The organism is Rhizobium sp. SG_E_25_P2 (assembly GCF_029892285.1).
Taxonomy (GTDB): domain Bacteria; phylum Pseudomonadota; class Alphaproteobacteria; order Rhizobiales; family Rhizobiaceae; genus Rhizobium_E.
The window spans coordinates 25,978-38,475 of record NZ_JARXVM010000005.1; the positions used below are offsets into that span (position 1 = coordinate 25,978).

The following is a 12,498-nucleotide window of genomic DNA, read 5'->3' on the forward strand; positions in this document are numbered from 1 at the left end:
GAGGGGACATGCCGGCGTCGCGCCAACTGCTCCATCCTCTGCTTCGTCCACGCGCCGTGTTCTGCGGCCTCGCTCTCGTGGCGATCGCCGGCGAGGCCGCAGCGCATAGTTCCGAAGGCGGGCTGGTGCTTCTGCTGCCCACCGGCTATTTCATTCTCGCTGGCGTCCTCGCCGTGGCCGCGACCTTTCTGATCCTCGCGCTTGCACCGGCAGGGCCCATTCGCGCGCTGCGTGAGAAGCAAATTTTCATCGGCGTGATCCCGGCCATTTCGCCCGTCATCCCGAGCAGCCTGTCCTTTCTGCTTCTCCTGTTCATGGTGGTTTGCGGCGCGTTGGGCAGCGTCGATCCGGCTCACAATCCCTTGCCTGCTTTTGTCTGGACGGTGTTTTGGGTCTGTCTCGTCTTCGCGCACGGAATTGCAGGCAAACACTGGACCTTCGTCAATCCCTGGGCCGGGCCGCTCGCTTTGCTCGAGCGACTGGCCCCCGGCGCCGCAAATCCGCATGGACGGTTTACCCTGCCGAAAAAGCTGGGCTATAGCGCAGCCATTCTGCAATTTGCGGCATTCGCCTGGTTCGAACTCGTCTATCTCTATCCAGAGGATCCCCGCCGGCTCGCCGCAGCGGTTGCAGCCTATTGGTTGGTCAATGCGCTGGGCTTTCTGTTGTTCGGCGAGCGGCAATGGGGAGGTCGTGCCGAGCCCTTCGGCATTTTCTTCGATCTCATTGGCCGGCTTGCTCCGTTCGGCTGGGAGAAAAGCGGCGTGCGATTGCGGCTGTTTCTCGCCTGGCCTGGGATGCAATTGGCTCGCCAGCGGGCCATGAGCCCGAGCGGCGTCATCTTCGTGCTGCTTACATTGTCGACAGTCTCTTTCGACGGATTGTCCTCGACTTTTGCCTGGCTCACCGCAATCGGCATTAATCCGCTCGAATTTCCGGGCAGAAGTGAGGTGACGCTCTCCTCCAGCCTTGGCCTGCTTTTGACGTTCCTCGCTTTGGCCGCCGCTTATTTCGGCAGCATCGCGCTCGGTTGCGGGCTCTCCGGCGAACGGCGGTATGCGGAGATCGCAGGGCGTTTGGTTTTCTCGATCCTGCCGATTTCACTCGGCTTTCAGGCTGCGCACTACCTGACGCTCGCCATGGTCGGCCTGCAGGATTTCGCTGTCGCCGCCTCGGATCCTTTTCATCGCGGCTGGAACCTGTTTGGCTTTTCGGACTATCAGGTCAGCACGTCCTTCCTGAATGTCTATTCCTCGGTGCGGATGATCTTCGTGACGCAAACCATGGCGGTCACGCTCGGTCATGTCATCGCGGTCATTCTGGCGCATGTTATCATCAAGGCTATCGCGGGCGACCGGCGAAAGACGCTGATGATCGAAACGCCTTTCGCGTTGCTGATGATCGCCTATACCGGCTTCGGCCTGTGGCTCCTGGCTGCGGCGAGGATCTGATCATGGCCAACCTGCCATACGAGGAAAAACGCCTGCGGGACGACGCAACCGGGCGTTCGGCTCCCGAAGGGGCAGGTGGCGAAGCCTATGTCGTCACCCAGCAGGTCGGGCATCTTCTGCGCCGCGCCTATCAGCGGCATCTGGCGATTTTTCAGGAGTTCGCCGAGGATCTGAACCTCACATCAATGCAATTCGTCACGCTCTGTGCGCTCTCGGACCGAGGGCCTTGTTCGCAGCGCGATCTGGTCGAGGCGACCGCGATCGATCAGGCAACCATCCGCGGCATCATCGATCGGCTGCAGGCGCGTTTCCTGTTGCAGGTGTCGCGCGATGAAAGCGACGGCCGCAAGGTGGTGATGTCGCTGACCGGTCAGGGCGAAGATCTGCTCGCCGCCATGCTGCCGCGCGGGCCGGCGATCTCGGAAAAGACCATGGAGCCCCTCAACCCGGCCGAACGGGTGGCGCTGCTTTTTCTGTTGCGAAAACTGTCGGATTGACAACCGGGACTTGATTGGCGGAGCGCAAGACCCGAAGGTGTGTACATGTTGAAGACGCGCCCGTTGCTGTTTCTGGTTTTCGCCGTCTGGTTCGCGCCGGGCGCGCAGGCGCATGTCTTCTCCCCGCCCGCTGATGTCAGCGGGGTGCCCATCCCTTCCATATCGCATGGAGAAATGGCTGTTCTTTCGCGCTATCGCGGCGAGGTCATGGACCTTGCGGAACAAACGTCTCAAAGAGACGCGGAAATCAGGGCCCTGCTGATGTTCACCGGCCTGCAGTCGGCCAATTGCGCCTGGGGCCTTGTGCCCGGAAGCGTGACCGACGAGGCGAATCCGCTCAACGAATGCGCCCATGCCGAACTCGCGGGCGTCAAGGCGATCCTGCTCAAGCTTCGCGACTTGCCGGCAGCGCAGCCGATGGCCGGCGATCTGGTGTCGCGCATCGACCGCGAGATGACGCTTGCCGGGGCAGCGCTGATCCAATGCGAGTTCAGCGCCGAGGGCTTTAATACGGCTTCGCCCGTGGTTCCCGACTGGGGTGCGGTCGGCGCCTATCTTTGGCAGCGCTTCGGCAAGATCACATCCGTGCTGATCGCAACGCTCCTCGCCACTCTGGCGGCGATCGCCGTTCTCCGCGCGCCGGGGCGTCGCGCCGGCCCGCTCGGTTGAAGCGTGTCAGCACGCCGCGACGTCCATCGTCTTCTGCCGGCTAAGGTCGCGTTCGACGATGGCGCGAACCCGAACCTGGCTGACGGGCAAGGCTCCGCGCGGCGTCGGCGACACGATCGCGAAGGGCCGACCATCGCCCATGCGCACATGGATGCGGATCGCAGCCTCATCGGCCCCGCGCGCCAGCCGATTGGCGATCACGCGTGCGTAGTAAAGCGCCGAACCTTCGTCGAAATGCGACGCGCCGTCATCGTCCTGGAGCATTTCGCCGTTCCAGTTGATGTCGAAGAAATAGGTCTGCATGGCCGGCTCCGATAACGCCTCGATCTTGGCCATATTAAAGCAGCCGGCATCCGAACCAGGCCTGAATTGGCCGTTCAGCCGCCATTCACATTTCTGATCCGGCTTCCGTCGGATCTTGATCGAAAGCGCCTAAATACAGCCGTCCGCCAATTGATTTATGTCATGGTTGAAACGGCGCCTGTCCCTAAGCTCTCCTCGACTTGCGACGGGTGGTTCACCAGCAGGATTTCGAGCACGAAGGGATTTGCCGCATGCGTTTATCCAGACAGTTTTTCGCCGGCGCCCGTACGCTCAATGACCGGACCATAGGAGAGGTATGATTATGGCGTCTTCCAAGATGATGCCGGTGCTGATCGCGGCGGCGCTTGCAGCCGGTTTCGGCTATTACGGCTACAAGACCTACCAGGGAAACGGTCTACCGGATGGCATCGCCGCCGGTAATGGCCGGATCGAAGCGGTCGAGATTGATGTGGCGGCAAAAAGCGCCGGGCGGGTCAAGAGCCTCGAGGTCAAGGAGGGCGACTTCGTCCAAGTCGACCAGGTGCTGGCGCGGATAGATACCGAGCAACTCGAGGCGCAGAAGCGTCAGGCGGAGGCGGATTTGCGCCGGGCCTCCATCAGTGTCGACACCGCCAGGAGCCTGGTCGAACAACGGCTCGCGGAAAAGCGGGCCGATCAAGCGACCGTGGCTCAGCGCCAGGCGCAGCTCGACGCCGCCGCCAAACGCCTGGCGCGTTCAGAAAAGCTGACTCAGACCAACACCGTTGCGCTACAGGTGCTCGATGATGACCGGGCGAGCGAAGCCGGCGCTCGCGCCGCGCTCGCGGCTGCCGATGCATCGGTCGCGGCGGCTGACGCCGCTATCGGCGCGGCCCGGGCCCAGGTGGTGGACGCCGAAGCCGCGGTGGACGCCAGCCGCGCCGCGATTGATTCCGTCGACACGCAGATCCGCGACGGTGTGTTGAAGGCGCCGCGCGACGGGCGCGTTCAGTATATCGTCGCCGAGCCCGGCGAAGTCGTCGCCAGCGGCGGCCGCGTGGTCAACATGGTGGATCTCACCGATGTTTACATGACATTTTTCCTGTCGTCCGAAATGGCGGGCAAACTGGCGCTCGGCGCGGAAGCGCGGCTCGTTCTCGACGCTGCCCCGCAATATGTCATTCCGGCGACGGTGTCCTTCGTCTCCGACGTCGCGCAGTTCACGCCCAAGACTGTGGAAACCGAAGAAGAGCGACAGAAACTGATGTTCCGCGTCCGCGCCCATATCGCGCCGGATCTGCTGCGCAAATACATAACTTATGTGAAGACCGGTCTGCCCGGTATGGCCTATGTCCGTCTCGACAAATCCGTCGCCTGGCCTGCTGATCTCGAAAAAGGTCTTGTCAAATGACCTCGGCCGCAGAGCCTGTCGTTCGACTGTCCAATGTAAGCCTTGCCTACGGAAAAACCCGTGCACTGGAAGATATCACGCTGGATATCCCGGCGGGGCGGATGGTCGGGCTTATCGGTCCCGATGGCGTCGGCAAGTCCAGCCTGATGTCGCTGGTTTCGGGCGCGCGCGCCATTCAATCAGGCGCCGTGACCGTGTTGGGCGGCGACATAGGCAAGCCCGCTGTTCGCGCCGACCTCTGCCCGCGCATCGCCTATATGCCGCAAGGCCTCGGCAAAAATCTCTATCCCACGCTGTCGGTGTTCGAAAACATAGATTTCTTCGGCCGACTGTTCGGGCAGGACAAAGCGGAGCGCAAGGCGCGGATCGCCGATCTCGTGGCGCGCACGGGGCTTCACCCCTTTGTCGACCGTCCAGCCGAGAAACTGTCGGGCGGCATGAAGCAGAAGCTCGGCCTGTGCTGCGCCCTCATTCACGATCCCGATCTGCTGATCCTCGACGAGCCGACCACCGGCGTAGATCCCCTGTCGCGCCGCCAGTTCTGGGAAATGATTGATGCGATCCGCGCCGGCAGGCCGTCGATGAGCGTGCTGGTGGCAACGGCCTATATGGAAGAGGCCGCGGGTTTCGACTGGCTTGTGGCGATGAATGACGGCCGGGTTCTGGCCGAAGGCGCGCCGGCCGACTTTTTGGCGCGCACCGGCGCTGAAAACCTCGATGAAGCCTTCATTGCGCTGATGCCCGAAGAGGTCACGCGCGGCCATCAGTCTGTCGTAATGCCGCCACGCTCCGGGAACGAGTCCGACCTCGCGATCGAAGCCGAGCATCTCACCATGCGCTTCGGCGATTTCACAGCTGTCAGCGATGTCAGCTTCGCGATCCCGCGCGGCGAGATCTTCGGCTTTCTTGGCTCGAATGGCTGCGGCAAAAGCACGACCATGAAAATGCTGACCGGTCTGCTGCCAGCCACCGAGGGCAAGGCGCGCCTGTTCGGCCGCGAGATCGACGCGGGCGACATGGAGGCGCGTCGGCGGGTCGGTTACATGTCGCAGGCCTTTTCCCTCTATACGGAATTGACGGTCCGGCAAAATCTCGAATTGCACGCTCGGCTGTTTCAGATGCCGCCGGAAACCGTTGAGCCCCGGATCCGCGAACTGACGGAGCGCTTCGGCCTCGACCCCATCATGGATGAATTGCCCGATGGCTTGCCGCTCGGGGTGCGCCAGCGTCTTTCTCTCGCCGTGGCGCTGATCCATCGGCCCGAAATCCTGATCCTCGACGAGCCGACCTCTGGCGTCGACCCGGTGGCGCGCGACGATTTCTGGCGAGTGCTCGCCGATCTCTCGCGCAAGGACAATGTCACGATCTTCATCTCCACCCATTTCATGAACGAGGCGTCGCGTTGCGATCGCATCTCGCTGATGCATGCCGGCAGGGTTCTGGTCAGCGATACGCCGGCGGCAATCATCCAAAGCCGCGGCGTAAGCGATCTCGAAACCGCCTTCATCGCCTATCTGGAGGAAGCCTCCGGCGAAACGCCCAAAGCGGATGCACCTGCATCCCCATCTGCGCCATCCAGCGCGTTTCAGCTTCCCAAACGTCGCGCCTTCGATCTCCGTCGTCTCCTGAGCTACAGCCAAAGGGAGGCGATGGAATTGATACGCGATCCGATCCGCGCCACGCTCGCTGTCCTCGGCAGCCTGATCCTAATGTTCGTGATCGGCTATGGCGTCAATCTCGATGTCGAGAACCTCACTTTTGCTGTCCTCGATCGCGACGACACCTCCATCAGCCGTGATTACGCCTTGGACATCAAGGGCTCGCGATACTTTGTCGAGAAAGAGCCGATACGCGACTATGCGGACTTGGATCGCCGGATGAAAAACGGCGACATCAGCCTGGCGATCGAAATCCCTCCCGGCTTTGGCCGCGATCTGCTGCGCGGCGACACGGTGTCCGTCGCAGCCTGGATCGACGCGTCCATGCCCTCTCGCGCCGAAACAATGGCGGGTTATGTCCAGGGCATTCACAATACCTGGCTGACCGCCAGGTCGCGGCTCCTCTATGGCGACGCCGCCCAATCCGGCGCCTTCACGATCGAAACGCGCTATCGCTATAACCCCGACATCAAGAGCCTTGTCGCCATGGTTCCGGCGGTCATCGCGCTGCTGCTCATCCTGATCCCGTCCATGCTGACGGCTCTGTCTGTGGTGCGGGAGAAGGAGCTTGGCTCGATCGTCAATCTCTATGTGACGCCGGCGACGCGGCTTGAGTTTCTGTTGGGAAAGCAGGCGCCCTATATCGTCATCGGCATGTTCAATTGCCTGTTGATGTGCTTCGTCGCGGTTTTCCTGTTCGGCGTTCCGTTCAAGGGCAGCTTCCTTGGTTTCGTGCTGGGCGGGTTCTTTTATGTCTGCGCCACCACCGCAATGGGGCTCCTGATCTCCACCTTCATGTCCAGTCAGATCGCCGCTGTCTTTGCGACCGCGCTCCTGACGCTCATTCCCGCGGTCCAGTTTTCCGGCATGATCGACCCGGTTTCGTCATTGCAAGGCGGCGGGCGGTTCGTCGGCGAAATCTACCCGGCGACCTATTTCATGAACATTGCCCGCGGCGCATTTTCCAAGGGACTCGATTTCCACGGATTGTCGGGATCGTTCTGGCCGATCCTGTTGTCGATCCCCGTTCTCATGACGCTGAGCGTCGCCCTTCTCAAAAAACAGGCGAGATGATCCATGCGGCTTGCCAATATCTTCAATCTCGGCGTCAAGGAAATCCGCGGTCTCCTCAGAGACTCCATGCTGATGATCCTGATCATCTATTCCTTCACGATATCCGTCTACACGGCGTCGCGCGCGATGCCCGAAGCGCTCAACCATGCCGCCATCGCGGTGGTCGACGAAGATCGCTCGCCGCTGTCGGCGCGGATCGAAACGGCGTTTTATCCTCCTTATTTCACGACGCCGAAACTGATCGACATTTCCGAGATGGATCGCCGCATGGACGCCGGCCTCGACACATTCGCTCTCGACATTCCCGCAGACTTTCAGCGTGATCTCTTGGCGGGCCGGCAGCCGACACTGCAATTGAATGTCGACGCCACGCGCATGACGCAGGCTTTCAGCGGCAATGGCTATATCCAGTCGATCGTCACGTCTGAAATCAACGAATTCGTCAAACGCTATCGCGGATCGACCAGCGTTGGCGCGGACCTCGTGATGCGCAACCGCTTCAACCCGCAGCGGGACAGCCTCTGGTTTGGCTCCATCGTCAATCTGATCACCTCCATCACCATGCTGGCGATCGTTCTGACCGGAGCGGCGCTGATCCGCGAACGCGAGCATGGCACGGTCGAGCATCTGCTGGTGATGCCGGTGACCAGCACCGAGATCATGCTGAGCAAGATCTGGTCGATGGGACTGGTCGTTCTCATAGCGTCGGCTTTTTCGATCACGGTGGTCATCAATGGTCTTTTGAACGTGCCGATCCAGGGATCGCTGGCGCTATTCCTCGTCGGGGCGGCGCTTCACCTGTTCGCCACGACCTCGCTCGGCATATTCCTGGCCACGACCGCCGGCTCGATGCCACAATTCGGCATGCTGCTGATGCTGGTGATGATTCCGCTCCAGGTTCTCTCGGGCGGGGTGACGCCGCGCGAGAGCATGCCGATGATCATCCAGGATATCATGCTGGCCGCGCCGACCACGCATTTCGTCATGCTCGGCCAGTCGATCCTGTTCCGAGGCGCGGGCCTGTCCGTGGTCTGGCCGCAATTCCTGGCGTTGATCGCCATCGGCGCCGTATTGTTCGCCATCTCGCTGCACCGCTTCCGCGCCTTTCTGCGCTGAGAGAAAGGGGCGTTCGATAAAAAGTGAGCCCGCGCTCTTGGAAATGCGTATGATGCTTCGAATGGAGGATCGAGATGACACGCAAGATCTTGATGGCTGCGGGCCTGCTGATTGCCTTGATGGGCTTGATCTGGATGGGGCAGGGAAGCGGGATGTTTCCCTATCCCGAACAGAGCTTCATGATCAACGACCGCAGTTGGATCTGGTGGGGCGGCGGCATGATCCTGGCAGGTCTTGGCCTGTTTGCCGCCGCGAGACGGATCTGAACGATCAGTCGTCCGAATAGCGCTCTTCCCGCCAGGGATCGCCGCGCATGTGATAGCCGTTGCGTTCCCAGAACCCGGCTTTGTCTGCGTCGATGAACTCGATGCGGTTTAGCCATTTGGCGCTTTTCCAGAAATAGAGATGCGGCACGACCAGCCGCATAGGGCCGCCATGCTCCGTAGTGATCGGCTCGCCTTGCCAGTGTGTGGCGAGAATGGCGTCCTCGCTGGCGAAATCCGCAAGCGGAAGATTGGTGGTGTAGCCGTCATAGCTGGTCAGCATCACATGCGTGGCTTCGGGCGTCGGCGGAGCCGCATCCAGCAGGTCACGCACGAACACGCCGCGCCAGTCATTGTCGTAACGCGACCACGTCGTCACGCAATGAATGTCGCTTCGGCTCTCCGACTGGTCGAGCGCGAGAAAGCTTTTCCACGATAGCGTTACAGGACTGTCTATCAGACCGCGGATATCCAGCCGCCAGTTCTCCAGACGGATCTCTGGCTGTTGGCCAAGATCCAGCACGGGCCAGTTTTTGACCAGATGCTGGCCGGGCGGCAGCCGCTCGGCTTCGGGTCGGGCGATCCGTCCGGTCAGAAACTTGCCTTCCTCGGCCCAGCGGCGCTTGGAACGCGTCAGCTTGCTGTCGACCGGTTCGTCATGGTCTGTCGTCATCATCTGCTCCCTTGGCGGCCAAGTGTCGGACAAAAGCGTGTCGCGCGCAAGAGTTCCCCCATGCGGCTATTGTCGTGGCGATCACGTCCGCGTGAGACCAAATCGACGGGGAACCTTCCCGCCGTCGCCGCATTTTCTCAGCGACGAATAAACCTCAAACGCCTGAAAAACTCGGGCTTCAGGAGATAGGGAAAATGAAGATCCTCTCCACGATCTTGCTTGCCGCCATGATTGGCGCTCCGTCCGCAGCGCTTGCCGAGGATATCGCGCTGGCCAAGAATTCCATGCGTCTGTATGGCGGCCCCTCGATGGATTTTCCCCGGATCGGATTGATCGCCTGGGGGCAGGGATTAAAAGTGATCGGCTGCGAGCGCGACACCGGCTGGTGCGAGGTCATCGCTGACGGACAGCGTGGCTGGGCGCCGTCCGACGCGATGAACTGGCCGGACCCCGTCCGCGCGCCTGTAATCGACAAGTCAACCCATGTCTATCGACTGGTTCTTTGACGAAGGCTGTAAAACTTAACCGTGTTTCACCTCATTCCACGCCAGTGAAAATGAAGGAGGGTGTCGAAATCCATTGTTAAGACGCAAAAGTTACACCTGAGATCAAATGGGGCAGAATTATCGAACATTTGTAAGGGCGTAACGGGGAATGTCTGACGGGGCGGCAGAATCCACCAAAAGGCCGAGACGGATTCTCGGATTTGTATCACTTCACTATGTGCCGGCCTTCGTCGCAATCGTCGCGATGGTGGGCATTCTCGTCTATGCCGATTGGCAGCATCAGTCCGCCGCCTATCAAGAGCAGCGCCTCGCCTCTCTTGATCGCCTGAACCAGATTTCCTCCAAGCTGCAAAGCGATATCCAGGGCAATTTGCATCTCATGCGGGGTTTGGTCGCCACGATCGAGGCGCTGCCGGATATGCAGCAGGCGCAGTTCTCACAGATCGCCGACCAGGTCATTCAGGGCCAGACGCAGATCATCAACGTCGCGGCGGCTCCCGGTCTGGTGGTCCGTATGGTCCATCCCTATGCGCCCAACACAGCCGTGCTCGGTCTCGATTACATGAAGTCGCCTACACAACGCGAAGCCGTGTTGATGGCGCGCGACACCAGTGCGCCCGTCATCACCGGGCCAGTCAATCTCGTCCAGGGCGGCCAGGGCTTGATCATCCGGCTCCCGGTTTTCCTGCCAAGAGAGAATGGCAAACGCGAATTCTGGGGCGTCCTGTCCTCCGTGGTCAGTCTGGAGGCGCTGTACAACCGTAGTGGACTTTTGGAAGCCCAGCGAACGGAGCGTCTGGCGATCCGCGCCGAGACCAGGGATGGCTTGCCGCCTGAGTATTTTTTCGGGGACAAGGCGTTGGCGTCGGTCGACAATATTTCGGTGTCCCTGGACGTCGGACGCGAGACATGGGTGATTTACGCCGCGCCAAAGAGCGGTTTCGGCCTCTCCTTCGCCGACATCTGGCTCTTCAGGCTGCAGTTGCTGCTCGCCGAGGCGATCGTGGTGCTGCCGATGGTGTGGGCGGGCAGGCTCATGCAAGAGCGCCAACGCAACCTGGTCATGCTCCATGAGCGCGAAGAGGCGATGCGTTTGTTATCGCACCGGCTGCAGGTGGCGCTGGAGACGTCGCAGATCGGAGTGTGGGAATATGATCCCACCGCCAATCTTCTGGTCTGGGACGAACGGATGAAGGTTCTCTACGGCCTTCCTGCCTTGGCGCGAACCGCATGTTATCAGGACTGGAAGGACGCCTTGCATCCGGCCGATTTCGCTCAGGCGCAGCGGGAATTCACCGAGGCGGCGACCGGCGCCGGAGAATATCGCAGCGAATTCCGGGTTGTCGGCAAGGACGGCTCCATCCGCTTCATTCGCGCCATCGGCAACGCCTATGTCGACAGCAAGGGTCGGAAAAAGATCGTCGGCGTCAACTGGGACGTCACCGAGGACATTCGTCTCCAGGCCGACCTCCGGCGCGCCAAGCGCCAGGCCGAAGACCAGAACCGCGAGTTGGAAAAAGCCCATCTGCGCATGGAGAACGCGGCGCTCCATGATGCCCTGACGGGGTTGCCAAACCGGCGTTATCTGGATCAGGTTCTGGCGGATATGGACGGCGCCCCCGGAGAGGCCGATGTCACCGTTCTGCATATCGACCTTGATCGCTTCAAGGACATCAACGACACCCTCGGCCATGCCGCGGGCGACGTGATCCTCAAGCACGCAGCCCAGGCTCTGAAGCTCAATGTTCGCGGCAGCGACTTTGTCGCCCGCATCGGCGGCGACGAATTCGTCGTCGTCTCGCGCATGCCGGGCACCGTCGAGGAACATTCCGATATGGCGACCCGGCTTGTGGAGGCGCTCAGCAAGTCGGTCGATTACGAAGGTCACGAATGTCGCGTCGGCGCGAGCATCGGCATCGCCTCGCGCACGGATGCGTCGGAGCCGGTGGAGCAATTGCTTGTCGACGCCGACATCGCCCTTTATGAGGCCAAGAGGCGCGGCCGCAATCGCGTCGAGCGCTTCAACGAAACTTTGCGGCTCAATGCCGTCAACACCAAGAAGACGGCGGATGACATTCTGCGCGGTCTGGAGCAGAACGAGTTCGTATCGTTCTTTCAGCCGCAGTTCGATGCGACGACGCTCGAAGTGGTGGGGCTCGAGGCCCTTGCGCGCTGGGATCATCCGGTCAAAGGCCTTCTCGGCGCCGACACGTTCCTAAAGATCGCCGAAAATCTGAAAGTCCTCGCCGCCATAGACGAGATCATTCTCAATCAGGCTCTCATGCAACTCAACCGGCTGAAGCTGGCGGGGATGCCTGTACAAAAAGTGTCGGTCAACATTTCCGCCCAGCGCTTGCGGGAAGAAGGGCTGATCGAAAGGTTGGCTGCATTGCCGATCCTGCCGGGAACGCTGTCCTTCGAACTCCTGGAATCCACCTCGTTCGATGGCCATGACGGCGAACTCGTGCCGCAGATTGAAAAAATTCGCGCGCTCGGGATCGACATCGAGATCGATGATTTCGGCACCGGTTACGCCTCCATCGTGACCCTGCTCAAGCTGACGCCCCGCCGGCTCAAGATCGACCGGCAACTGATCCAACCGATCGTGGACTCCGAGCCGCAGCAGCAACTGGTTCGGTCGATCATCGACATCGGCAGATCGCGCGGCATCGAGATTGTCGCTGAGGGCGTGGAAACCATGCGTCATGCCGAAATCCTCCGCGACCTCGGTTGCCATTACCTTCAAGGCTATGCCCTGGCGCGCCCCATGAGTCCGGCCGACCTTCTTCCCTTCCTCAAAGCGCGCAATTGGATGCCGCAGCCGCTGCTGGAAAATGTAGGCTGAGGTTTTTCGAAGCAGCCTTGGAACTTTCCTGTTGCGCGCGCGTTTCTGGTTGT

11 protein-coding genes are annotated in these 12,498 nt (G+C 60.9%); 9 read left to right on the forward strand and 2 right to left on the reverse strand.

Features of this window, described 5'->3' with window-relative positions; all coding sequences use genetic code 11:
* Positions 1 to 8 precede the first annotated feature (8 nt).
* Genes M2360_RS08940 through M2360_RS08950 form a run of 3 tightly spaced genes read left to right on the forward strand, consistent with a single transcriptional unit; the run spans position 9 to position 2,617 of the window.
* On the forward strand, positions 9 to 1,451 hold the full coding sequence (locus tag M2360_RS08940) for a hypothetical protein (protein WP_280774564.1): 1,443 nt from the start codon (positions 9 to 11) through the stop codon (positions 1,449 to 1,451).
* Positions 1,452 to 1,453: 2 nt separating this feature from the next.
* Complete coding sequence (locus M2360_RS08945; protein WP_280774566.1) at positions 1,454 to 1,948, forward strand: MarR family winged helix-turn-helix transcriptional regulator; 495 nt, start codon at positions 1,454 to 1,456, stop codon at positions 1,946 to 1,948.
* A 45-nt stretch (positions 1,949 to 1,993) separates the two neighbouring features.
* Positions 1,994 to 2,617: a hypothetical protein gene (locus M2360_RS08950; protein WP_280774569.1), complete on the forward strand. Its 624-nt coding sequence runs from the start codon at positions 1,994 to 1,996 to the stop codon at positions 2,615 to 2,617.
* Positions 2,618 to 2,623: 6 nt separating this feature from the next.
* Here the strand turns inward: M2360_RS08950 and M2360_RS08955 are convergent, their stop codons facing one another.
* Positions 2,624 to 2,920, reverse strand: coding sequence for a hypothetical protein (locus M2360_RS08955; protein WP_280774571.1), 297 nt, complete (start codon positions 2,918 to 2,920; stop codon positions 2,624 to 2,626).
* 322 nt (positions 2,921 to 3,242) lie between these two features.
* Between M2360_RS08955 and M2360_RS08960 the strand changes: the two genes are divergently transcribed.
* From M2360_RS08960 to M2360_RS08975, 4 genes are all read left to right on the forward strand, one after another.
* Positions 3,243 to 4,310 carry an HlyD family efflux transporter periplasmic adaptor subunit gene (locus M2360_RS08960; protein WP_280774572.1) on the forward strand — a complete coding sequence of 356 codons (1,068 nt, stop codon included), beginning with the start codon at positions 3,243 to 3,245 and terminating at the stop codon, positions 4,308 to 4,310.
* Positions 4,307 to 7,042: a ribosome-associated ATPase/putative transporter RbbA gene (gene rbbA / locus M2360_RS08965; protein ID WP_280774574.1), complete on the forward strand. Its 2,736-nt coding sequence runs from the start codon at positions 4,307 to 4,309 to the stop codon at positions 7,040 to 7,042. The genes M2360_RS08960 and rbbA overlap by 4 nt, the downstream gene beginning before the upstream one ends.
* Positions 7,043 to 7,045: 3 nt before the next feature.
* Positions 7,046 to 8,158, forward strand: a complete 1,113-nt coding sequence (locus M2360_RS08970; protein WP_280774576.1) for an ABC transporter permease — start codon at positions 7,046 to 7,048, stop codon at positions 8,156 to 8,158.
* A gap of 74 nt (positions 8,159 to 8,232) precedes the next feature.
* Positions 8,233 to 8,424, forward strand: coding sequence for a hypothetical protein (locus tag M2360_RS08975; RefSeq protein WP_280774578.1), 192 nt, complete (start codon positions 8,233 to 8,235; stop codon positions 8,422 to 8,424).
* A 4-nt stretch (positions 8,425 to 8,428) separates the two neighbouring features.
* On the opposite strand, the gene M2360_RS08980 is transcribed toward M2360_RS08975, so the two are convergent.
* Positions 8,429 to 9,094 (reverse strand): sulfite oxidase-like oxidoreductase, encoded by a 666-nt coding sequence (locus M2360_RS08980; protein ID WP_280774580.1) that lies wholly within the window; start codon positions 9,092 to 9,094, stop codon positions 8,429 to 8,431.
* 194 nt (positions 9,095 to 9,288) lie between these two features.
* Here M2360_RS08980 and M2360_RS08985 point away from each other — a divergent pair, with 194 nt between their 5' ends.
* Together M2360_RS08985 and M2360_RS08990 are read left to right on the forward strand one after the other, a co-directional pair.
* Positions 9,289 to 9,600: an SH3 domain-containing protein gene (locus M2360_RS08985; protein ID WP_280774582.1), complete on the forward strand. Its 312-nt coding sequence runs from the start codon at positions 9,289 to 9,291 to the stop codon at positions 9,598 to 9,600.
* Between the two features lie 148 nt (positions 9,601 to 9,748).
* Positions 9,749 to 12,445 (forward strand): EAL domain-containing protein, encoded by a 2,697-nt coding sequence (locus M2360_RS08990; RefSeq protein ID WP_280774583.1) that lies wholly within the window; start codon positions 9,749 to 9,751, stop codon positions 12,443 to 12,445.
* Positions 12,446 to 12,498: the final 53 nt, after the last annotated feature.